Raw genomic sequence first — 21,767 nt, 5'->3', positions numbered from 1 at the left:
CAGCGCTTTTGAGAGATATGACCATATAATGTCCAATCTATTAGCAACAAAACGATTTTTAAAAACAAATGGAGAACTTAAAGAACATTCAGCCCAGAGAGGATTTCAACTGGGAAGAGTTTGAAGCCGGTGGCGCCAAAGCTGCCGTGAGCCGTCAGGAGCAGGAGGCTGCTTATGACAAAACCCTCAACACCATCAAGGAAAAAGAAGTGGTGATGGGTACGGTAACTGCTATCAACAAGCGTGAGGTGGTTATCAACGTAGGGTACAAATCGGAAGGTGTGGTACCTGCAACGGAATTCCGCTACAATCCGGACCTGAAAGTAGGTGAGGAAGTGGAAGTTTACATCGAGAATCAGGAAGATAAGAAGGGTCAGCTCGTCTTGTCTCACCGCAAAGCTCGTGCAGCACGTTCTTGGGAGCGTGTGAACGAGGCTCTCGAAAAAGACGAAATCGTAAAGGGCTATGTGAAGTGTCGTACCAAGGGTGGTATGATCGTCGATGTATTCGGCATCGAGGCTTTCCTCCCGGGATCGCAGATCGACGTGCGCCCCATTCGCGACTACGATGCATTCGTTGAGAAGACGATGGAATTCAAGATTGTGAAGATCAATCAAGAATACAAGAACGTAGTCGTTTCTCACAAGGTGCTTATCGAAGCAGAGCTCGAACAACAGAAGAAAGAAATCATCGGCAAGCTCGAAAAAGGACAGGTACTCGAAGGTATCGTCAAGAATATCACTTCTTACGGTGTGTTTATCGACCTCGGCGGTGTGGATGGTCTTATCCACATCACGGACCTTTCTTGGGGTCGTGTGGCTCATCCGGAAGAAATCGTACAGCTGGATCAGAAGATCAATGTCGTTATCCTCGACTTCGATGAAGATCGCAAGCGTATCGCCCTCGGTCTGAAGCAGCTGATGCCTCATCCATGGGATGCTCTCGATAGCGAACTCAAGGTGGGCGACAAGGTGAAAGGTAAAGTAGTGGTGATGGCCGATTACGGTGCTTTCGTTGAGATTGCACAGGGAGTTGAAGGTCTTATCCACGTGAGTGAAATGTCATGGACGCAGCACTTGCGTTCTGCTCAGGACTTCCTGCATGTAGGCGACGAAGTGGAGGCTGTGATCCTGACACTCGATCGAGAAGAGCGCAAGATGTCGCTCGGTCTGAAGCAACTCAAGCCGGATCCTTGGGCTGATATCGAGACTCGTTTCCCGGTAGGTTCTCGCCACCATGCTCGTGTTCGCAACTTCACCAATTTCGGTGTATTCGTTGAGATCGAAGAGGGTGTAGACGGCCTTATCCATATTTCCGACCTCTCTTGGACGAAGAAGATCAAACACCCCAGCGAGTTTACGGAAGTAGGTGCTGATATTGAAGTTCAGGTAATCGAGATCGACAAGGAAAATCGTCGTCTCAGCTTGGGCCACAAGCAGCTGGAAGAGAATCCTTGGGATGTATTCGAGACGGTATTCACTGTAGGATCTATCCACGAAGGAACAGTAATCGAGGTGATGGACAAGGGTGCTGTCGTTTCTCTGCCTTACGGTGTGGAAGGTTTTGCTACTCCGAAGCATATGGTGAAGGAAGATGGTTCACAGGCTGTACTCGAAGAGAAGTTGCCTTTCAAGGTTATTGAGTTCAATAAGGATGCCAAGCGAATCATTGTATCTCATAGCCGTGTATTCGAAGATGAGCAGAAAGCGGCTCAGCGCGAAGCCAACGCAGAGCGTAAGGCCGAAGCCAAAGCGGCTCAGAAAGAAGCTGCTGCCGAAGCTGCCAATCCTGCACAGGCTGTAGAGAAAGCTACACTCGGTGACCTCGGTGAACTGGCCGCTTTGAAAGAAAAGCTTTCAGAAAACTAAAAACTCCCATGGATCATACGCCCAAGAGCGTATGATCCACCTTATAAAATAGGCTGCACCGAAAACATTCGGCGCAGCCTATTTTTATTATTCGCTTCCCACCACTCCCCAAACAGCGTTACAAGTAGATGAGTAACGCAGAGGGATCAAGAGCAAACAACAAGTACGTTAGACGTAGCAAAACATTACAGCATGCCCATAGCTCCAATCCTTCAATAGTTATCTGTTGGTGGAGTTTGGTGGAGGTGGTAGCCTTACCGAAAGAAGGTGAAATTGACGGAACCGTAGGCTCTATGTTCCTCAAATCGGGTATGCTCCGTAAAGCTGAAATCCTTGGGGTGTTCGAGGATGAATAGCCCATCTTCAGCCAGTATATTGCTTTCTAATACCTTGGTCGGCAGGCTCTCCAGTTCGGCCAATGTATAGGGCGGATCGGCAAAGACCAAGTCGAAGCGGCGGCATTCTTTGTTGCGTTCCAAAAAGTGGAATACGTCTGTCTCGAAGACTCTCCAGCAGTTTTCCTCGTTCAGACGCTTAATGAGGGTGCGAATAAAAGCTGCATGTTCACGGCGTTTCTCTACGGAAGTGACGGAAGAACAACCCCGAGAAACCAATTCCAATGCTATACTCCCCGTGCCGGAAAACAGGTCGATAGCCGAAAGTCCTTCGAAATCGAAACGGTTGGACAGGATGTTGAAGAGGTTCTCTTTGGCAAAATCCGTTGTGGGACGGGCATTGAAGCTTTTGGGTACATCGAAACGCCTGTGTCCGTATTTACCTCTGATTACACGCATAGGGAAAGATGTGGAGAAGAGACTTCGAGTATGGCGTTACATTAGACCGGCTCTTTGCACAGTTCGATATGGCGGAAGAACGGTTCCAATGTTTGCCTGAGATCATCCTTTCCGACAGAGTGGTCGCGGACATTTTGTTGGATACAGATAACGATACGGTCATGCTCTATATCCAACCGTAAGCTCTTCCAGACAGTGACCAGATAGAAAAGGACTTCTTCCTCGACAGAGCGAATAGCTTGATTGTCCGTGAGGCTGTATGTATTGGCAAAGAGCAGACTGCCTCCTTCGAATACGAAGAGGTCGAGTTTGTCATGCCGGAGATTGAGGGCAACTCTTTTGGCCGTATGCTGCCTGCTCTGTCGCTCCGTTTCTTTGAAAAAGGGGATAAAGTCGGGGGCGAACTCTGTTCCGACCTGTGTCCTTCTCAGAAATTCATAGAGAGGCTTGTCCCAAGCCAAAATCAGCATCTTATCCTGATGAGACAGGTTGTACTCCATGACGGCTACACCCTTGCCTTCGTCCGGCAAGTGGACAGCAGTCCTCAGCCAGTAGTCGGCTCTACCCTCTTCGTACAAAGCGCGAGGAATGAGAACATACGAATCCGGGCTGTAACTGACGTGTACGTGGCGGTATGGGTAGGTGAGATGTTGGTAATGGAAAAAAAGCTCCTTCACAGCAGAGCAATAGTCTTCTGCTCCTGAGTCGAAAGGATAGGCACATCTGGCGCATGGCTTACCCTCCGTATCGAAGAGGCTAAAAATAAGTCCATCCGACAGGAATCGGATGGACATATCGTAGCTTTCTGCAGTGTGAGCAGAGAGGGGGGTAGCCGGAATATCGGAAGAAGGGATTTCCACGCGCTATACTTCCGAGAGATTATTCCCAGTTACCGGTATTCTTCACTTCTTTCAGAGATCCGATGCGCAGACCGGCATATCCATTGGCACGAGCTTCTGCATCGTTGATTTTCATTCTCAGACGAACCTGATCCTGATCGCTGAGGTAGTCAACGAAAGGCACTGATGCTTGGAATACGGACACGTTTATTGTATCCTGACCGATCTCCTGCTGGATGGAACCTACTTCGACCAAGATCTTTTTGCCGGCAAAACCGGGAATATCCAAGACTGTATTAGGATCAATACCTTTGAGCAGAGAGTCCTTGGCTGCAACCCAAACCGTATCGCGCTTGAGCAAGCCTGCACGAGCTGCCTGCGCTTCGGTCATTCCTTTGTCGCGCATGTCGTCGGTGTATTCGCCTTCGGCATTCACGTAGTAGACACGACCGTTGGCCAGGAAACCTACCAATTCATCTGCTGTGGCATAGCGACCATACATGCTTTCGAATGCAGCTTGATAGTCGGCTATGTTTTTCAGCTTCTTTTGGATAGCTGTTTCACGACTGGCCTGAATCTTGTCGAAACTAACGGGGGTGTATATGCTCATCACGGTGAGATATGCCAACACCACGACTGCTACAGCCACCAAAATCTTGATTAAAGTTTTCATCGTTATCTTACTTTGTTTTTGTATTAAATTCTCTTCTAAAGACGCTTCCTAATCCGTATTGCCCCACCGAATCCGAGCATATCGTTCAAAGGAAGTAACTTAGTCCCCGCAAATATACGATTTGTATAAAGATGGACAATTATTTGGCCGGGCAAATATTGAAAAATTTGCCATTTACCCCGACGCAAAGCCAAGATTCGGCTATTCGATCTTTGGCAAAGTATCTGCTCGACAGGGAGCCTTATTCGGTTTTTTTGCTTCGCGGATATGCCGGTACGGGTAAGACACAGCTTATCGCTTCGGTGGTGCAGACCATCCTGCAGCAAGGTGCGCATTGTGAGCTATTGGCACCGACCGGACGTGCTGCCAAGGTGTTGACATCCTACACTCGGCATCAGGCTTATACCATTCATCGACAGATCTATCAGGCTTCCGCTGCGGGGATAGAGGAGGGCGGCTCCTATCGCATCCGTCGCAGCAGCCCTACCGGTACAGTATTTATCGTGGACGAATCCTCTATGATCGGGAATGAAAGTGTCGAACCTACGCCCTTTGGCTCGGGTAGCTTGCTGAACGATTTGCTGGCATACGTGAACGAAACGGATGGTTGCCGTCTGATTCTGGCCGGAGATATGGCACAGCTTCCGCCGGTCGGCAGTGTGGTGAGTCCGGCATTGGATGCCGGTGTAATGGAAACTTTCTACGGATTGCGCATATATGAATGTACACTGACCGAGGTAGTACGTCAGCAGAAAGAATCCGCCATTCTCTCTTTGGCCACGAGCCTACGCCGTTTACTTTCCGATGGTATTTCTGACAAAATCAAGTTGAACATAAGGGATTCGGGAGATGTGTCGGCTATTTCCGGTGCTGAACTGATAGAAGCACTGGATGCTTCGTTTCGGACTGTAGGCATGGACGAGACCATTATTGTCAGCTATTCCAATAAACGTGCTTTGGCCTATAATCTGGGCATCCGCAGTCAGGTATTGTACTACGAAGAAGAGTTGGTACGGGGCGATCGATTAGTGGTGACGCGCAACAACTATCGTTATTGTGACAGGCGAGACAAGACCGACTTCGTGGCTAATGGAGAGATCGTAGAGATTCTGCGGTTGGGCAAGCGATACGAGCTGTATGGATTCCGATTTGCAGATGCCACCATCAATCTGGTAGAGCAGGGGCGTGAGATAGAAGCGAGGCTATTGCTCGATGGACTGACGGCGGAAACAGCCGGTCTTACCCATGCACAGAGGCAAAAACTGTATGATGCCGTTGCGGAAGACTATAGTTCGGTGGAGAGCGTCCCTGCTCGGCGCAAAGCGATCAGAGAGGATGCTTTCTTTTCGGCCTTGGAAGTAAAGTATGCCTATGCCATCACCTGCCACAAAGCTCAGGGAGGCCAGTGGAAGCATGTTTATGTCGATATGGGTATGCTTAGCTATCTGCCTCACGACGAACAACTCTGTCGTTGGCTTTATACGGCAGTAACCAGAGCTTCGGAACGGCTCTATCTCGTCAATACTCCGAAAGACATGATGCCGTAAGAGAGAGGGCGGTCTCTTACAAACGGAAGTAGAGGCCGATACTCACCAATTCGTTCACCTGCCAATATGTTCCTTTGCCTTCCGGTAGTGACACACTGTCGTCATAGCGCAGGTACAGATATAAACGGGTGCTCAGCAGTCGGGTGAGCGACAGGTTGAGGGCATTCTCAAATTCTGCCACCGTATTATCGTATGTGGTATTGGCATACAGGCGCGACTGCCAACTCAGGCGACTATCGAAGTTCCATACGAGTTCGGCTTTTATGGCCGAACCCAATTCGTGTACAATGGTCTTTCCTTCGGGAAAACCGTGGCGGGCCAAGTCTATATCGTCTCTGACCGACCATTTGAGGATGTACGAGACGGGAGATAGGAACAGTCCCAGTTTAGCGGACTTGCCATAAACCTTTTTGCTTTTCGTATCCAACTCGTATTTCATACCGAGACCCGTATTGAAGATTATCGGAGCGAGGAATGCAGATTGTTTCTTCAAGCTGTTTTCAGCTCGGTTCGTAAATAGCTGTGTACGCATTTCAGCATCCAAGGAGTAGTACCATTGCTTGAACGCCTTGTAGCCGAAGTTGGATCGCAGACGGAGCAAATCCTCTGCTACTCGATAGCGATTGACCGTGTCTTTGGCTGCGTTGAAGATGCTGAGTTTGTTTTCCAACTCATTTTTCCAGCGAATCTTCTTGTTGCGATACTGACGGACAATCAGATTGCTGAACATGATATTCAGATTGCTCGATCCCCCTTTGTACCAGTTTTCGGAAATGTAGTTCTGGGAGAATTGCAACATGGTCTCCATATTGAAAAACCAGTAGCGAGGTTTGAGTTCGATGCCACGGATTTTTCCCGGTTGGATGATCCTGTCTGATAGAGCACCCCCATTGATAAGCGGCATGTCTTGTGACTTGATATAGGAGTAGTCCGGGCCGAAAGGCTCCAATTCCGTGCGGCTGTACGTGAAGAGATCTAATCGACGATACTGAAGCTCGGTCAGCACCCTGCGTGCCAAATCCACTTCTGCAATCATATCGCTCAAATCCGGTACCGGAACGGGATCTTTCCCACAGGCTTTTTGCAAGCGAGAGGGTATCTCAGGTATGGTGATATGCCAGAGTCCTTCGGATAGAGGGGTGGACGAGTTTTCTGCTACGAGTGGTAGCTGCAGATAGCTCATCAGTAGGCGGCCGGAGGCTATAGGTGCTGTCGGCAGACTGTCTGTATCCACTAAGAGGTGATTCTGCGGTCGGAGTACGGGAACAGTCGGTTTCGATGCTATGGCATCGGCAGCTCCGATGGAACAGCAGAACAGGAATATGGAGAGGAGGTATCTTATCTTCATCGTAGTCAAATCGTTTTTATATAACCGTTTTTGCGCGGGCAAAGTTATACCAATCTTTATTTTCTTTTTCGGGGTTTTTCATTGAGCTTAAATAAGTCTTTCACTCTTAGCATCTTTATCTTTATTGAAAAAGAAAACCCCGAGAGTTTTTGTTTGACTCTCGGGGTTCGCTTTCGTTTATTATCTGTATCGGTGAAGTTTTCTATTGATTGTTGAAAATCTCACATGCACCGCAGAGACTCGGAACCAGATTGCGGTCGCCATAGCCGTTGTCGATGCGGGCTACGTTGAGCCAGAACTTATTCTCACGCAGATATTCCAGCGGATAGGCTGCCTTTTCGCGAGAGTATGGGTGCGACCAGTCGTTAGCCGTCACCTCGTACTGAGGATGCGGAGCATTCTTCAATACGTTGTCGGTAGCATCCTGTTCGCCACGAGCCACTTCCTGTATCTCTTCCCAGATGCAGTTCATCACATCGATGAAACGATCCAGCTCGGCCAGGCTCTCGCTCTCTGTCGGCTCTATCATCAGAGTGCCGTGTACGGGGAAGGAGAGCGTCGGAGCATGGTAGCCGAAGTCCATCAGACGCTTGGCTATGTCGTTCTCGTCGATACCGCTTTCTTTGATCTTGCGACATTCGAGGATCAGCTCATGACCTACGCGACCCGTAGCTCCCGTATAGACGATACCGAAAGTATCTTTCAGACGGTTGGCCATGTAGTTGGAGTTCAGGATGGCGATTTTCGTAGCTCTGCGCAGACCTTCGTATCCCATCAGGCGAATGTATGCGTAGGTGATAGTCATTACCCCTGCACTTCCGTATGGAGCGGCGGATACTTCCAAGCCGTTGTAGTCCTCACGCAGCGGGTGGGATGGCAGGAATGGAGTCAAGTGCTTGGCCACACAGATAGGACCTACACCCGGGCCTCCACCTCCGTGGGGGATGGCAAAGGTCTTGTGCAGATTCAAGTGGCACACGTCTGCTCCGATAAAGCCCGGACTGGTCAGTCCTACCTGAGCATTCATGTTGGCACCATCCATATACACCTGACCACCACACTCGTGGATGCGACGGCAGAGATCGATAATGTTAGTCTCGAAGATACCATGCGTACTCGGGTAAGTGATCATCATGGCAGCGATTTGGTCCTTGTGTTGTTCCGTCTTGGCCATGAAGTCGTCCATATCTACGTTGCCTCGGTCGTCGCAAGCTACCGTCACCGTATCGTATCCGCACTGGATGGCACTGGCCGGATTGGTGCCGTGGGCAGAAGCCGGCAAGATAACCAGATGGCGGTGTCCCTGTCCGATGCTGTTCAGATAGCCGCGAATAGCGAGCAATCCGGCGTATTCGCCTGCTGCTCCGGAATTAGGCTGGAGCGAAGTAGCGTCGAAACCGGTGATTACGGCCAAGTAATGTTCCAGACTTTCGAGCATCTCGTTGTAGCCTTCCGTCTGGTCTTTGGGAGCATACGGGTGGATGGCGTTGAACTGCGGCATCGAGAGGTTGAACAGCTCGGATGCGGCATTCAGCTTCATCGTACAAGAACCCAGCGGAATCATGGAGTGCGCCAGAGAAATGTCCTTGCGTTCGAGGCGTTTGATGTAGCGCATCAGCTCCGTCTCTGTGTGGTAGTTGTTGAATACGTCGTAGTCCAGGAAGTTCGACGTACGGGCAAAGGCACCATCGAAATAACGCTTGTCAATGGCAATGTCCTCCGTGATTGTCTCCTCTTTGCCCAGAACGGATGAGAAGATATAGAGCAGAACGCCGAGGTCGGAGGGCAACGTAGTCTCATCCAAGCTGATGACGATGCTACCATCGGAGGGGTAGAAGAAGTTCACGCTGCACTCTTCAGCCAGTTCGCGTACTTTTTCTACTGTGACATCGGCCGGCAGCTCCACACGAAGTGTGTCGAAGAAGTTCTTGTTCGTGAGCTTATAGCCGAGCCCGGCGAGCTTCTCGCTGATAAATCCTGCATAAGCATGTACCCTGCCGGCTATATGGCGCAAGCCGTCAGCACCGTGATACACGGCATAGAAGCTGCTCATCGTGGCCAACAAAGCCTGTGCGGTACAGATATTCGATGTGGCTTTCTCACGCTTGATGTGCTGTTCGCGCGTTTGCAATGCCAGACGATAAGCCGGACGTCCGTATGCGTCTTTGGACATACCGATGATACGGCCGGGGATGTTGCGCTTGTAGTCCATGCTTGTGGCCAAATATCCTGCCGAGGGACCACCGTAATACATGGGAATACCGAAACGCTGTGCCGATCCGAATACGATGTCGGCACCCCATTCACCCGGAGGAGTCAGGATGGTCATACTCAAGAGGTCGGCTGCTACGGCTACCTTGGCGTTGCCGGCATGAGCCGCTTCGATGAATGCCTTATAATCATTGACCGAGCCTTCTGCATCGGGGAACTGTACGATGGCGGCAAATACTTCGGGTGTGAAGCCGAATGTCTTGTAGTCGCCCACCACGATCTGCATACCCTGAGGTATGATACGGGTGCGGATCACTTCGATCGTAGAGCGGAATACATTCTTGTCCACGAAGAGAACGTTGGCTCCGGCCTTGATTTGTGTGCGCGAACGGGTATCGAAGAACATACGTGCAGCTTCGGCACCGGCAGTGGCTTCATCGAGGAGCGAGCAGTTCGTCAGGGGCAGCCCTGTCAGTTCGGTGATCACCGTCTGGAAATTGAAGAGAGCCTCCAGACGTCCCTGTGATACCTCCGCCTGATAAGGTGTGTAGGAAGTGTACCACGCGGGATTCTCCAATACGTTGCGCTGGATGGGAGCCGGTGTGACCGTATCGTACCAGCCTTGTCCGATGTAGGAGGTGAAGACCTTGTTCTTGGATCCCAGTTCCATGAAATGCTCGAGCAGTTCGCGCTCGGTCATGGCTTCGGGCAGATCAAGAGGTTCGGACAGCAGGATGTCGCCGGGGATCGTTTCGCGGATCAGCTGATCCATTGACTCTACGCCTATGGTCCGGAGCATGACGGAGAGGTCGCGCTCGGCAATACCTATATGGCGGTTTTCGAATTTGTTCGTATTCATTATTCTAATCGAGAAAAGGGTTATTAGTTCGTTCGTAAGCTATCGTAGAGGTAGGCCCGTGTCCGGGGTAGACTACCGTATCGTCGGGAAGAGGGAGAAGTTCTGCGCGAATACTCTTTTTCAGCAGTTCGTAGCTACCGCCCCACAAGTCGGTCCGGCCCACGTCACCGGCAAAGAGCGCATCGCCGGTAAATACCGCTTGGGCCTGTGGGCAATAGAATGCCAGATGACCGGGCGAGTGCCCCGGGACGAAAAGCACCTTGATGGTACTCTCTCCCAACTGAAGAACGTCGCCCGGAGCAATGTATTGTATCGGCGGTTCGTCCATCGTGCCGAACATGCCGAATGCTGCCAGTTGCTTGGACGGAGACGGCATTTCTTCCACTTCAGCCCGATGCGTGAGCACAGGCAGGCCGAAGGTTTTGGCTGCAAAGCCATTGCCCCAGGCATGGTCGAAGTGCAGGTGCGTGTTGAGCAGGAGCTTTACTGTGAGCTGCTGTTCCTGAACGAAGCGGAGTAGCTGCTGCTCTTCGCTCCCATCCATACAGCCGCAGTCGATAAGTGCAGCTTCGCCCGTGGAGTTGTAAAGGATATATGTATTTTCTGCCACCGAGTTGAAGGTGAACATCTTTACTTTAGTCGTTGTCATAGAGGTAAGTAGACCACTTTTTTTGTTTTGAAATACGCTTCCTCGAAGGTCGGCCACAGCTCCTCTGTCATTGCCTTGTTCCGGAATGGCAGTATCTCGTGCTGAAGCTCTCCGCCCTTGAGGCAGATAAGCCCGTTGGGGAGCGCGTTTTGCTGATCTTCGTGCCGAATGAGCTTCCTGCAGATCTTGGCCAGTTCACTCAGTTTCATCACGGCACGGCTGACTACGAAGTCGAATTTCTCATCTATGCTTTCCGCCCGACAGTGCATGGTGCGCACATTGTCAAGCCCCAAGGCTTCGGCTATGGCGGCGGCCACTTTCACCTTTTTGCCGATGCTGTCCACCAGCAGAAAGGATACCTCAGGAAACAGAATCGCCAAGGGAATACCCGGAAATCCTCCGCCTGTGCCCAGATCCAATACACTTGTGCCGGGTTTGAAGTTCAGCATGCGAGCTATCCCCAAGGAATGCAACACATGGTGCGGATACAAATTGTCTATATCCTTTCGGGAAATGACATTGATAAGGGCATTCCAATGCGTGTACAGCGGTCCCAATTGCCCAAACTGCTCGCGTTGTCGTTCGGACAAGTGGGGGAAGTATTTCTCGATGATCTCTATACCTGAAGCCTGGGGCAACAGCTCTTCGGGCATTTGCTGCGTATTCGTCATATCGGTCGAAACAAAAGGAGGGGGACTACGGCAGGTAACGCTTCAGGGGCGAATCGTCTCTTAGTAAAGGTGCCAATACGTCATAGCCGAGACGGACATAGACAGCACCTCTGGCATAAGCAGCTATCTGGTACTCATTGAAACAGTATGTGAGGCCCTTGTCATCGATCATAAAATTACCATTGGGCTGTATTTCTTCTGCGTTGAAGAAACCTATTGCATCCAATTCGGACGGCTTGGTCTTGCCGAAATCCTGTACCAATTGTCCTATGATGAGTGCGGACAGCCTTTCCGCATAGCTGATCTTGAACAGATCCCGCTCTTCGAGTATCTTGCCCGTAGAGCGAAGGATGTTGGCGAAGCGGACTGTGTTCTCCGGATGCGCACCGCCTTCGTACGTGTATGTATTGATACGTGTGGAGATCAATCCCGTGTCGCAATAAGCGATGGTATTTTCCTGCTTGTAGATGTAGTCCAGAAGGTCTAAGGGAAGTCCTTGCAGACTGGCTTCGGCATTGTTCGAGCGATAGTCTTCGCCCAGCACTCGCGCATAGCCTTCCATGGCATTCTCCGGCGAAGACGAATCCATCAGACTGTCCCCGAAGAGCAGCCCATTGAACACTTCTGTGAGCATGTCGTCCCCCGAAGGATAGACGTAGCTGATCACCACATGCAGCGATGGCGTGTCGATGTCCGCTCGCAGTGGAATATAGCGTTCGAGGTAGGCCGAATCGAACGTGATGTCCTTCGATTCGGCAGCTTTGTTCTTGCTACAGCCAAAAGCGGTGATCAGAGACAAGGGAAAGAGTAGCGACAGCACGCTGCGCATGGATTTCATCATAGTGAAAGATTATAATTCCGATAGATTCATTATTACTGCCACAAATTTACGCAATTCATTTCGGATAAGCCTTTTTTTACGCGCCGGAAAACGATGGATTGCGGTTCGGCAGAATCTCGATTATGGAACCAAAAAAAATACGTTTTGGTTCGGGAATTTTTTTCTTTTGGTTCGGGAACGAAAACTTTCTCGCGCCATGTTTTTAGCAACCATATCCACGAAATTTTTGGGACAAGAAACGCTGACAGAGAGGAAAATCCTCCCTCCCGATTCTCTTCGCTCAGAAGTGGAAAAACGATGCTCCGCCTTCCTTATTTCATGCTCTGCGATTGCTGTCATTGCAAAATGTTTTGTGCTGTTCCGTTAGGTACAATCCTTTTTCCCGTAAAGGATTACAGATGTCTGCTATAACTCTTGGCGTGAGAGTGGTCTGTTCGGTTTTTTAGTGATTTTTGGCGCGGAAAAATGTGTCGGCGGACGGAGAAAATGTTACCTTTGTTCCAAATAGTCGTCCGCTTCGGGGCGGCTCCTTTTTCACTCCGTTGCTATGAATAGGTTGATATCCCACATCGAACGCAGCATCAGTATACATAAGTGTGTAGTGGTGCCGAGCCTTGGCGGTTTTGTTGCTGAGCTGTTGCCGGCATGTTACGACCGTGATGACAATCTTATTTACCCTCCCAAAGAAGAACTCCGATTCAATGCTGCCCTCTCGCTTCGGGACGGTATCTTGGAGGATAGCTACGCACGAGCTTATGGTATCTCGCACCGCCGTGCCAGAGTGATGCTCGATGACGATGTGCGCACTTTGCGTGCCGAACTGGTACGTGCCGGACGTGTCAGCTTGGAAAAGATGGGCGAACTGACTTTGAATCCGGAGGGACAAATCAGCTATTCGCACCGAAGCGAAGCGGAGGAAGGATCGGGCTTTTCCTACGGCCTGGTTCCTTGCTCATTGCCTCGTTTGGCTGAGTCTTTCGACGAAGTACAGCCGTCTGCGGAGAGGGAGAAGGAAGTTTCGCCGGCCGGTCGGTCGGATTATTTCTACCTGAAGATCCATAAGCGTACCGGCATGATGGCGGCTGCGGCTGTGATGTTGGGCGTATTGCTTGTTGTCCCTTGGGGGCAAATCTCCTCGTCGGATAAGTTTGCCGCCAGTTTTGTCCCTACCGAGCTGACAGCCAAGAGCGTATGGAAAGATACCGAAGCCCGGCCGGTGCAGGTGGTGACGGCGAAGCCGGCTTCTGTTGCCGCTACGGCTGATTCGCAGCCAATCGAGGCTACGGCCTCTAAACCGGCCGAATCGCCCAACCAACTCTCCACGGACGTAGCCGAAGGGGGTGTGCCCGTGATGCACGAGCCTGTAGGTTCCAAATACTATTATGTGGTAGTGGGCACATTCGATACGAAGAAGAAAGCTCAGGAGTTTTACCGCATGAGCATCGATAAGGCCATGATGCCGAATGCCGTGGTGCTGCTTAGCTCCAATAAGGCACGTATTTATGCCGATCGCTTTGCTACGGCGGACGAAGCGCAGACTTATATCCGTTCGATGAAAGATAAACACAGGCTGTTTGCCGATGCTTGGGTGTATGCCGGACGATGAAAAAATAAAATTGCGATACTCACCGGAAGAGTCGGCGCGCCTTATCAAAGAAGAGGCGCGCCGACTTGGTTTTAGTGCTTGTGGGTTTGCCGAAGCACAGGCCTTGCCGCCATCCGTGGTAGGGACTTACGAGAAGTTCCTGTCCGAAGGCCGGCATGGGGAAATGGACTATCTGGAGCGCAACAGGGAGCTTCGCTATTCGCCGGCGGAGTTGTTGCCGGGTACTCGAACGGTTATCTCCGTAGCACTGAACTATTACCCCAGGATCAAACAACCGGCCTCGGCTCCGCAAATAGCCTACTATGCTTATGGGAAAGACTACCATAAGGTCGTCAAACGCCTCTTGGACAAGCTACTGGATTATATTCGTCGGGAGATCTGCCCTTCCGTTTCGGGACGGTCTTTCAGCGACTCTGCCCCTATTGCCGAACGCTATTGGGCTTGCCGTGCAGGTATCGGTTGGGTAGGGCGCAGCGGCATGCTTATTTTGCCCCGAGGGGGGACTTTCTTTTTCTTGGGAGAGCTATTGGTGGACATCGATCTGCCTCCCGATACTCCGATGCCATCACGCTGTGGAGCCTGCCGGAACTGTATCGAAAGCTGTCCTACGGGAGCTATTTCCGAAGAGGGCATGGACTCCCGTCTCTGTGTGAGCTATTTGACGATAGAGCATGAGGGAGAGATCCCTCCGGAGCTGGTCGGTAAGCTGGGCAATCGTTTCTACGGATGCGATAGTTGCCAGCTCTGCTGCCCTTGGAACCGCTATGCCCATCCTTCCGAGGTCGAAGCCTTTGTGCCGAGGGAGGCTCTGTTTACGTTCGACAAGGACGATCTCGCTTCTTTGGACGAAGAGAAATACCTGCACTTCTTCGCCGGTTCGCCCATGAAGCGAGCCGGACTCGATGGCCTTCGGCGCAATGCGCGAGCTTTGGAGCAGGGAGATAAGAAAGAGGATGAGCAGCCGACTGACGAAGACGGATAACGAGCCCTTGGAGCAAACGATTCCTTTCTCTTCCTGAGTCGCTGACTTTTCTGATTACTCAGAGTCCTCCGATCCATAATCACAAGAATAAGTAGCCTTCACTGTTGATAACTCGGTGCGAAAAGTATCGGCAGATCGGTGTGAAATGTATTCCTTTGCATTAGTCTGCCGGCAGGCGTGGCGATGCATTTTTCAGCCTGTTCGGCACTCATCATTATTCTATAAAAACATATACCAGTATGAAAGTTGAATCTAACGGCGCATCGGCACGGGAGGATGTATTCCCATTCCGAGTCCATCGCGTCAAAGAAGTAGCCGTACGCTACTTCCCACATCTTACCCCGAATTCCGGTACACGTGCCCTGCGAAGAATCATCTACGGGGATCAAGATCTCCTCAATTCGATGAGAGAACATGGTTATGCTCTGGGACAGCGATCCCTGACACCGGCTATGCTCAACGTTCTTACAGCCTATCTTGGTTCGCCCGAAGATTTTTGTCCTTGACGGACAATAGCTGAAAAGTCTGCCTGTGGGGGGATGTCAAAGTCGTGATTTGCGGCTTTCGGCATGCCCCCTTTCAGTATATATAAGGAGTTTAGCGGGAAAGATATTCGGCAAATGCGGCTACATTCTCCGGCGGAGTAGCCCACGAGGTGACCAGACGAATGGCTGAGCTGTCGGGTGATACGGCTTGCCACACGTAGAAGTCGAATGTGGCTTTCAGCCTTTCGATCAGATCGTTGGGGAAGATCGGGAAGATCTGATTGGTTTGCGGAGGGTAGAGGAAGGAATAACCGCAGGAGGAGATGGCTGTCGCCAGATCTGTTGCCATTTTGTTGGCATGAGCTGCAAGCCGGTAGTAAAGCCCATCGCGGAAAAGCGTGGTAAACTGGATGCCCAGCACCCGCCCCTTGGCCAACATGGCTCCGCGCTGCTTGATTTGATAGAGGAAAGCATCGTCCGGACGTGGACGAGGGAAGACGATGGCCTCTCCGAGGAGTGCTCCGTTCTTGGTGCCACCGATATAGAACGCATCGGTCAGGGTGGCTATATCGGTCAGGGTCGGATTGTCCTCGGTCTCTGCCATGACCGCCGAACCGATACGGGCACCGTCGAGATAGAGTAGGAGACCGTTTGCACGGCAAAAGGCGGACAGATCCGACAGCTCATGACGAGAGTGGAGTGTGCCCAGCTCCGTGGATTGGGAGATATAGACCATGGACGGCTTTACCATGTGTTCGTCCGTATGAAAAGCAAGGACTTCCCGGATATGCTCCACACTGAGTTTGCCGAGTGGAGTAGGTACTGTGCAGACCTTATGTCCGGTGGATTCGATAGCACCGGTTTCGTGCACGTTGATATGCCCTGACTGTGCTGCTATGACAGCTTCGTGTGGACGGAGCAGGTGACTGATCACCAAGAGATTGGTCTGCGTCCCACCCGATACGAAATAGACTTCGGCATCGGGCTTATTGCATTCGCGGCGGATCATTGCACGCGCTTCCTCGCAATAGGAGTCATAGCCGTATCCCTCTTGTGGAACGAAATTAGTATCTGCCAGCGCGTGCAGTATGTCAGGATGCGCACCTTCGGTATAGTCGTTTTTGAAGCTGATCTTGCTCATAAGCTATATTGGGGAGTATTGGTCTTGTGCCGGAGATGGTTAGACGATGAAGAATTCGGAAATAATCCTGTCCGAGAGGAATATCCCTTTTTCCGTGAGCCGTATTCGTCCATCGGTTTCTTCGTGGAGGAGACCGTCGCGGATAAAAGGAGCAGCTGTCCGAATACACCGTTCGGCAGATTCCTTTCCGAAGAGATAGCCTACCTGATCGGGCGATAAACCACGGGCAGTGCGGAGACGGGTCATGATTACTTCGTTGTAACGGTCGTTATCGGTCAGGATTTCTTCCGTGAAGAGAGGCTTTCCTGCTGCCATGGAGACTATGTATCGGCGTATATCGGAGGGATTGCATCGCCTTGTACGCCGTCCATCGAAACTGTGTGCCGATGGGCCAAGACCCAGATAGGGAGTATCCTGCCAATAGGAGCTGTTGTGGCGAGAGTGATAACCGGAACGGGCAAAATTGGAAATCTCGTAGTGTTCATAGCCGGCTCCTGTCAGCTGTTCTCGAAGCATACGGAAGAATTCGAGGCTTACTTCCTCGTTCACTTCGCGCACTTTTCCTGCATGGAGTAGGCGTGTCAGGGGTGTTCCTTCTTCGTATATCAGATGGTAGGCGGACAGGTGGGGTGGGGAGAGAGCAAGCACTGCGGAGATATTCTCTTGCCAGCGAGCAGGTGTCTGCCTGGGCAGACCGTAAATAAGGTCGATACTCAGGTTGGTAAGTCCTGCTTTGCGGCAGGTATCCACTGCTTCGTACACTTGGCGAGCATTGTGCCGACGATTGAGGAAGTGCAGGTCTTCATCGTGGAAACTCTGTGCTCCCATACTTATTCGATTGATCGGCAGAGTCCGAAGTTCCTGCACATAACCTGTATTCAGATCGTCGGGATTGGCCTCCAAGGTAATCTCGACATCGGAAGAAAATGAGAAAAGTTTATAGACCTGCTCTATAATACGGCCTATTTCCTGTGGGGAAAGAAGCGATGGAGTCCCTCCTCCGAAGTAAAGGGTGCCGATCGTATCGGTGACTTCGGTACGACGAATACTCATCTCGGCGATCAGTGCCTGTATATACTCCGAACGAAGCGCGCTGTTCGTCTGCGAATAGAAGTCGCAATACGAGCAGCGCGTGGCACAGAAAGGAATATGAATGTATAGTCCTGTCACTTGATCTCCATACTTGTGGGAGCGGATATGGGGCCTGCCACATTCATTTTGTTGATGGCTTGGAGGCGTACTTCTATCCGCGTGGCTTCCGCTGTTAGTTCCTTGGGTAGCAGGTAGGAGTTGTCTTCGATGCGGTCAGCCACCAGCCTGTCTTGCATCCGGCCGGCGGTGTCGAATCTTCTGAGGAAGAGGCGATAGGATACTTTAGCTGTTTCTCCGACAGCTTTATTCCAGCTCACAGCGATTTTGCCAGCTGTCCGGCGTGTCAGCTGAGGAGTTTCTGCTTTTATGGGGGCGGCAAAACCCTTGCGATGTATGGGGATAGGTACCACGTCTTCAGCGAATCGCTCGCGAATGATCTGCGGTATGCCATTGCTTTCATGGCGCAACTGATCTTCTCGGAAGAAGCAGACACCGGGGAATCCCATGTGACGGGCGGAATCGATTTGTTCTCCGATGACTTGAGCCGGCCACCGACTGTTGTCCACAACCCGATAGGTGGCTAATCCCGGTATAATCGGTAGATCGGGTAGCTGCGCTTTCCAATCTTCGAGGAAGGGATAAAAGAGGTCGTCACGGTAGTATAGCATCGGCACCAGAAAGTCTACACTCCCTTCCTTTGCCCAGACTACCGGATCCTGATGTACTCCCTCGTAGGCTGTCCAGTCGCCACCGCGTTTACCTGCCAGTTTCCTCAGACGGCCGATAGTAGCTACACTTACCTGCACCCATGGAGTCTTTTCCGTCGCAGCTCGGTGGACATTTTCCATGAGGTCGGACAGATTGCGCCGTCGCCATGCTGCCAGATCCATATTGCTGCCGTACCGTTTATAGGTGGCAGCATCGTCGAAGCTTTTGGCTTTTTCCGGATAGCGCATATAGTCGAGGTGAATGCCATCAACGGGGTATTTCTCTACGATCTCACGAACGAGGGATGCAAAGTAGGCTCTTGCTTCGGGTATGCCCGGATTGAGGTACCATAGATTATTGTGTCGTACACACCATTCGGGATGACGACTTTTGACCGATTTGCCTTTCAGCGAACGTATGTGTTTGTCCGGTCCCAAGGGAGTGACGATCAGCCAGGCATGGAAAGCCAGACCTCGCTTGTGGCACTCTTTCAGGGCAAACTCCAGTGGGTCGTAGTCGGGCTTGCCTGCTCCGGTGAATATGGTCGATTGGGGTTCTATCTCAGAGGGGTAAATGACATCTCCGCGATGACGCACCTGAAAGAACACGGTGTTGAACTTCTCACGCTTGAGCCTGTCCAGAATACGGCAGAGTTCTTCTCTCTGTTTTCGCAGTCCTTCGGCTGTAGGAGCGGAGCGTTGCGGCCAGTCGAGTCCGTATATGGTGGTCAGCCATACCCCACGCATCTCCTCTCTCACCGGACTGACCCACGGTTCGATGACAGGAGCTGCAATCGCCGTGTCCGGAAGAGGCTTCACTGTGGGGGGAGAGGGTACGACCTTTTTAGTGCCGCAGCCGGTGAATAGCAGTGTAGCAATACCGACGAACCACCCTGTGAGACAGCTAATCTTCATATTTGATATTATCGATCAGGCGAACCTCTCCGCAATACACCGTAATACAACCCACGGCATGGTTGGTATCCTGCCAGTTGTCGATCTTTTGTAAGGAATTCCCATCTACTATTTCGAAGTATTCCACTTGCAGATGGGGCAGGGCATTGAGGCTTTCCGTCACCCATCGCGTAACGAGTTCAGGTGAGTGTGCGGGACGGAGTGTGCGGCTTTGTTTGAGGATACGAGCGATGGATGGAGCTATGGCACGCTCTTCGGAGCCGAGACGGACGTTACGGCTACTGAGTGCAAGTCCGTCCTCTTCGCGGACAATAGGACAGGCCACGATTGTAACGGGTAAGCCAAGCAGATTCACCATGCTGCGGATAACAGCGATTTGCTGGAAATCCTTTTCCCCGAAATATGCTTTGTCCGGCTCCACCATCATGAAGAGTTTGCTTACCACCTGCACCACGCCATTGAAGTGTCCGGGGCGATACTTGCCTTCCATCACTTCTGCCACACTGCCCAGATCGAATACGCGAGTGTCCGGTTCGGGATATACCTCTTCTACGGAGGGCATGAATACGGCATGACAGCCGGCTTCTGCCAAGACTGCTGCATCGGCTTCCGGTGTGCGGGGATAACATTCCAGATCGCGTTTATCATTGAATTGTGTAGGATTGACGAATACGCTTGCCACGCAAATGTCGCAATCGGCTACGGCACGGTTGATCAGACTGATGTGTCCTCGGTGCAAGGCTCCCATTGTGGGGACGAGGCCGATGGTTTTCCCTTTGGCGCGAGCATGTGCCACAAAGTTCTTGAGTGAAGCGACGGTATTGAAAATTTCCATAGCGGTATTATTTGTTCTTCTGTTACGACTTGAGCGATAAATCTCTCGGGGATAATTTTTTGCAAAGGAACAGATTATTTACGTATTGGCATGCACCGAAAAAAGTCATTGAGAATAGGGACAGTTTAGTTAATGATTATAGTCACAGAGTTTTTTGAAGAGTATAATGAGTTTATTAGACCTTTTTCCTCTTCTGATACAACTTTCTTATAGGCCGTCAAAATCACCATATTACAAGGTTTTATTTTCTTTTCTTATCATGGACGAGAGTTGATGGTTGGTTGATTTGTCTTGTGAAATTTGCATTGTTCTATGATTTTGTTTGTGTGGTTCTAAAAATATTGACAGAATGATAATTCCAATTGATTTGTTTTCTATATTTGATGCCGCCGATATTGGCTTGAATATAAGGTATGGGGCATATCTGTTGGGTCTGCCTCGATATACCGTCCTAATTCTACTACCGAATCAATTATGGTTTTGTCCGAAAAAGCAAAGTATTATGTTGATCTTGAGCATCGCTACGGTGCTCACAACTATCATCCGCTCGAGGTGGTACTCTCTCGTGGTCAGGGTGCTTATGTGTGGGATGTGGATGGGAAGCGTTATTTCGACTTCCTTTCTGCTTATAGTGCCGTCAATCAGGGGCATTGTCATCCGAAAATCATAGCAGCACTGAAGGAGCAGGCGGAAAAAATCTGTCTGACTTCACGAGCTTTCTACAACGATTGTCTGGGTGAATACGAAGAGTTTATGCACCATTATTTCGGCTATGATAAGATGTTGCCGATGAATTCGGGTGCGGAGGCTGTGGAGACAGCTCTGAAACTTTCTCGTCGCTGGGGTTATCGTGTGAAAGGAATACCCGAAGAGAAAGCTGTCATCATCGTATGCGATGGCAACTTCCATGGCCGCACCATCAGTATCGTTTCCATGAGTTCCGATCCCGACAGCTATACCGATTATGGCCCTTATACACCGGGCTTCGTCAATATACCTTATAATAATATAGAAGCCTTGGAGAAGGCCTTGGAGGAGCACAAAGACCATGTAGCTGCTTTTGTAGTAGAGCCGATACAGGGCGAGGCCGGTGTCTTCGTTCCCGATGATGGCTATATCCGTCGTGCTGCGGAGCTTTGTCGTAAGTATCATGCCCTCTTTGTGGCTGACGAAGTGCAGACCGGTATCGCACGAACGGGGCGGATGCTCTGCTGCGATCATGATGACGTTCGTCCCGATATTGTTGTACTCGGCAAAGCTATTTCCGGTGGAGTATTGCCGGTAAGTTGCGTATTGGCGGACGATGAGGTCATGCTTACGATCAAGCCGGGCGAGCATGGTTCCACTTTCGGGGGATTCCCCCTTGCGTGCAAGGTGGCGATGGCTGCCCTTACGGTGGTGAAAGAAGAACGCTTGCCGGAGAGAGCCGAAGAGCTGGGACAGTATTTCAGAGGAGAGTTGCTCAAAATCAAGAGTCCTCTACTGAAATTGGTACGTGGACGAGGTATGCTCAATGCCATTGTCATCGAACCGCACAATGGACACGAGGCATGGGACGTGTGCGAGGCAATGGCCGAGCGCGGACTTCTGGCCAAACCGACGCATCGCCATATCATTCGCTTGGCTCCACCGCTTTGTATCACACGTGAGGAGCTGGCGCAGGCTGTGGAGATTATCAAGGAATCCATCAAGGTCTTAGAGTAA

General features: G+C 51.0%; 19 protein-coding genes. 7 read left to right on the top strand and 12 right to left on the bottom strand.

What is annotated here, in order from left to right; genetic code table 11:
• Positions 1 to 68 precede the first annotated feature (68 nt).
• Positions 69 to 1,868, top strand: a complete 1,800-nt coding sequence (rpsA, locus tag F452_RS0101135; protein ID WP_018964428.1) for a 30S ribosomal protein S1 — start codon at positions 69 to 71, stop codon at positions 1,866 to 1,868.
• A 254-nt stretch (positions 1,869 to 2,122) separates the two neighbouring features.
• Here the strand turns inward: rpsA and F452_RS0101130 are convergent, their stop codons facing one another.
• The 3 genes from F452_RS0101130 to F452_RS0101120 are packed head-to-tail and all read right to left on the bottom strand — an operon-like array spanning position 2,123 to position 4,174.
• On the bottom strand, positions 2,123 to 2,662 hold the full coding sequence (locus tag F452_RS0101130) for an RsmD family RNA methyltransferase (protein WP_018964427.1): 540 nt from the start codon (positions 2,660 to 2,662) through the stop codon (positions 2,123 to 2,125).
• A gap of 41 nt (positions 2,663 to 2,703) precedes the next feature.
• Positions 2,704 to 3,522, bottom strand: a complete 819-nt coding sequence (locus F452_RS0101125) for a DUF3822 family protein (protein WP_018964426.1) — start codon at positions 3,520 to 3,522, stop codon at positions 2,704 to 2,706.
• Positions 3,523 to 3,541: 19 nt separating this feature from the next.
• Positions 3,542 to 4,174 carry a hypothetical protein gene (locus F452_RS0101120; RefSeq protein ID WP_018964425.1) on the bottom strand — a complete coding sequence of 211 codons (633 nt, stop codon included), beginning with the start codon at positions 4,172 to 4,174 and terminating at the stop codon, positions 3,542 to 3,544.
• A gap of 131 nt (positions 4,175 to 4,305) precedes the next feature.
• Between F452_RS0101120 and F452_RS0101115 the strand changes: the two genes are divergently transcribed.
• On the top strand, positions 4,306 to 5,721 hold the full coding sequence (locus F452_RS0101115) for an ATP-dependent DNA helicase (protein WP_018964424.1): 1,416 nt from the start codon (positions 4,306 to 4,308) through the stop codon (positions 5,719 to 5,721).
• A 16-nt stretch (positions 5,722 to 5,737) separates the two neighbouring features.
• On the opposite strand, the gene F452_RS0101110 is transcribed toward F452_RS0101115, so the two are convergent.
• From F452_RS0101110 to F452_RS0101090, 5 genes are all read right to left on the bottom strand, one after another.
• Positions 5,738 to 7,069 carry a DUF3078 domain-containing protein gene (locus F452_RS0101110; protein WP_018964423.1) on the bottom strand — a complete coding sequence of 444 codons (1,332 nt, stop codon included), beginning with the start codon at positions 7,067 to 7,069 and terminating at the stop codon, positions 5,738 to 5,740.
• Between the two features lie 202 nt (positions 7,070 to 7,271).
• Positions 7,272 to 10,139, bottom strand: a complete 2,868-nt coding sequence (gene gcvP, locus F452_RS0101105) for an aminomethyl-transferring glycine dehydrogenase (RefSeq protein ID WP_018964422.1) — start codon at positions 10,137 to 10,139, stop codon at positions 7,272 to 7,274.
• Positions 10,140 to 10,143: 4 nt separating this feature from the next.
• Positions 10,144 to 10,788: an MBL fold metallo-hydrolase gene (locus F452_RS0101100; RefSeq protein WP_018964421.1), complete on the bottom strand. Its 645-nt coding sequence runs from the start codon at positions 10,786 to 10,788 to the stop codon at positions 10,144 to 10,146.
• Positions 10,785 to 11,441, bottom strand: coding sequence for a 16S rRNA (guanine(527)-N(7))-methyltransferase RsmG (rsmG, locus tag F452_RS0101095; protein WP_369794186.1), 657 nt, complete (start codon positions 11,439 to 11,441; stop codon positions 10,785 to 10,787). The genes F452_RS0101100 and rsmG overlap by 4 nt, the downstream gene beginning before the upstream one ends.
• Positions 11,442 to 11,484: 43 nt before the next feature.
• On the bottom strand, positions 11,485 to 12,300 hold the full coding sequence (locus F452_RS0101090; RefSeq protein WP_018964419.1) for a DUF3298 and DUF4163 domain-containing protein: 816 nt from the start codon (positions 12,298 to 12,300) through the stop codon (positions 11,485 to 11,487).
• Here F452_RS0101090 and F452_RS12265 point away from each other — a divergent pair.
• The 4 genes from F452_RS12265 to F452_RS11090 all read left to right on the top strand — a co-directional run bounded on the left by F452_RS12265 (position 12,287) and on the right by F452_RS11090 (position 15,394).
• The gene (locus F452_RS12265) at positions 12,287 to 12,667 is read left to right on the top strand and encodes a hypothetical protein (RefSeq protein ID WP_039443451.1); all 381 of its coding nucleotides are present in this window, start codon (positions 12,287 to 12,289) and stop codon (positions 12,665 to 12,667) included. The genes F452_RS0101090 and F452_RS12265 overlap by 14 nt on opposite strands.
• Positions 12,668 to 12,847: 180 nt before the next feature.
• Complete coding sequence (locus tag F452_RS0101085; protein ID WP_018964418.1) at positions 12,848 to 13,906, top strand: HU domain-containing protein; 1,059 nt, start codon at positions 12,848 to 12,850, stop codon at positions 13,904 to 13,906.
• 10 nt (positions 13,907 to 13,916) lie between these two features.
• Complete coding sequence (gene queG, locus F452_RS0101080; protein WP_230587318.1) at positions 13,917 to 14,888, top strand: tRNA epoxyqueuosine(34) reductase QueG; 972 nt, start codon at positions 13,917 to 13,919, stop codon at positions 14,886 to 14,888.
• Positions 14,889 to 15,127: 239 nt separating this feature from the next.
• A complete protein-coding gene (locus F452_RS11090) occupies positions 15,128 to 15,394 on the top strand; it encodes a DUF4248 domain-containing protein (RefSeq protein ID WP_018964416.1) in 267 nt (88 codons plus the stop codon).
• Positions 15,395 to 15,485: 91 nt separating this feature from the next.
• On the opposite strand, the gene F452_RS0101070 is transcribed toward F452_RS11090, so the two are convergent.
• From F452_RS0101070 to panC, 4 genes are read right to left on the bottom strand one after another with little or no spacing between them, the layout of a single operon-like run.
• A complete protein-coding gene (locus F452_RS0101070; protein ID WP_018964415.1) occupies positions 15,486 to 16,514 on the bottom strand; it encodes a threonine aldolase family protein in 1,029 nt (342 codons plus the stop codon).
• A 39-nt stretch (positions 16,515 to 16,553) separates the two neighbouring features.
• The gene (hemW, locus tag F452_RS0101065) at positions 16,554 to 17,684 is read right to left on the bottom strand and encodes a radical SAM family heme chaperone HemW (RefSeq protein WP_026292081.1); all 1,131 of its coding nucleotides are present in this window, start codon (positions 17,682 to 17,684) and stop codon (positions 16,554 to 16,556) included.
• A complete protein-coding gene (locus F452_RS0101060; RefSeq protein WP_018964413.1) occupies positions 17,681 to 19,228 on the bottom strand; it encodes a glycoside hydrolase family 10 protein in 1,548 nt (515 codons plus the stop codon). Before F452_RS0101060 ends, hemW begins: the two co-directional genes overlap by 4 nt.
• Positions 19,218 to 20,063 carry a pantoate--beta-alanine ligase gene (gene panC, locus F452_RS0101055; protein WP_018964412.1) on the bottom strand — a complete coding sequence of 282 codons (846 nt, stop codon included), beginning with the start codon at positions 20,061 to 20,063 and terminating at the stop codon, positions 19,218 to 19,220. Before panC ends, F452_RS0101060 begins: the two co-directional genes overlap by 11 nt.
• 474 nt (positions 20,064 to 20,537) lie before the next feature.
• Here panC and rocD point away from each other — a divergent pair, with 474 nt between their 5' ends.
• Positions 20,538 to 21,767, top strand: coding sequence for an ornithine--oxo-acid transaminase (rocD, locus tag F452_RS0101050; RefSeq protein ID WP_013816700.1), 1,230 nt, complete (start codon positions 20,538 to 20,540; stop codon positions 21,765 to 21,767).

It is taken from the genome of Porphyromonas gulae DSM 15663, assembly GCF_000378065.1.
In the GTDB taxonomy this organism is placed as follows: Bacteria; Bacteroidota; Bacteroidia; order Bacteroidales; family Porphyromonadaceae; genus Porphyromonas; species Porphyromonas gulae.
This window is presented reverse-complemented; position numbering and strand designations above follow the sequence as displayed.

What these genes read in the sequence shown, in the direction of transcription:
- rocD (WP_013816700.1), top strand. Translation starts at nt 20,538, where the DNA reads ATGGTTTTGTCCGAAAAAGCAAAGTATTATGTTGATCTTGAGCATCGC.
- panC (WP_018964412.1), bottom strand. Translation starts at nt 20,063, where the DNA reads ATGGAAATTTTCAATACCGTCGCTTCACTCAAGAACTTTGTGGCACAT.
- gcvP (WP_018964422.1), bottom strand. Translation starts at nt 10,139, where the DNA reads ATGAATACGAACAAATTCGAAAACCGCCATATAGGTATTGCCGAGCGC.
- F452_RS0101130 (WP_018964427.1), bottom strand. Translation starts at nt 2,662, where the DNA reads ATGCGTGTAATCAGAGGTAAATACGGACACAGGCGTTTCGATGTACCC.
- F452_RS0101100 (WP_018964421.1), bottom strand. Translation starts at nt 10,788, where the DNA reads ATGACAACGACTAAAGTAAAGATGTTCACCTTCAACTCGGTGGCAGAA.
- rsmG (WP_369794186.1), bottom strand. Translation starts at nt 11,441, where the DNA reads ATGCCCGAAGAGCTGTTGCCCCAGGCTTCAGGTATAGAGATCATCGAG.
- F452_RS12265 (WP_039443451.1), top strand. Translation starts at nt 12,287, where the DNA reads ATGGATTTCATCATAGTGAAAGATTATAATTCCGATAGATTCATTATT.
- rpsA (WP_018964428.1), top strand. Translation starts at nt 69, where the DNA reads ATGGAGAACTTAAAGAACATTCAGCCCAGAGAGGATTTCAACTGGGAA.
- F452_RS0101085 (WP_018964418.1), top strand. Translation starts at nt 12,848, where the DNA reads ATGAATAGGTTGATATCCCACATCGAACGCAGCATCAGTATACATAAG.
- F452_RS0101110 (WP_018964423.1), bottom strand. Translation starts at nt 7,069, where the DNA reads ATGAAGATAAGATACCTCCTCTCCATATTCCTGTTCTGCTGTTCCATC.
- F452_RS11090 (WP_018964416.1), top strand. Translation starts at nt 15,128, where the DNA reads ATGAAAGTTGAATCTAACGGCGCATCGGCACGGGAGGATGTATTCCCA.
- F452_RS0101115 (WP_018964424.1), top strand. Translation starts at nt 4,306, where the DNA reads ATGGACAATTATTTGGCCGGGCAAATATTGAAAAATTTGCCATTTACC.
- F452_RS0101090 (WP_018964419.1), bottom strand. Translation starts at nt 12,300, where the DNA reads ATGATGAAATCCATGCGCAGCGTGCTGTCGCTACTCTTTCCCTTGTCT.
- F452_RS0101060 (WP_018964413.1), bottom strand. Translation starts at nt 19,228, where the DNA reads ATGAAGATTAGCTGTCTCACAGGGTGGTTCGTCGGTATTGCTACACTG.
- F452_RS0101120 (WP_018964425.1), bottom strand. Translation starts at nt 4,174, where the DNA reads ATGAAAACTTTAATCAAGATTTTGGTGGCTGTAGCAGTCGTGGTGTTG.
- F452_RS0101070 (WP_018964415.1), bottom strand. Translation starts at nt 16,514, where the DNA reads ATGAGCAAGATCAGCTTCAAAAACGACTATACCGAAGGTGCGCATCCT.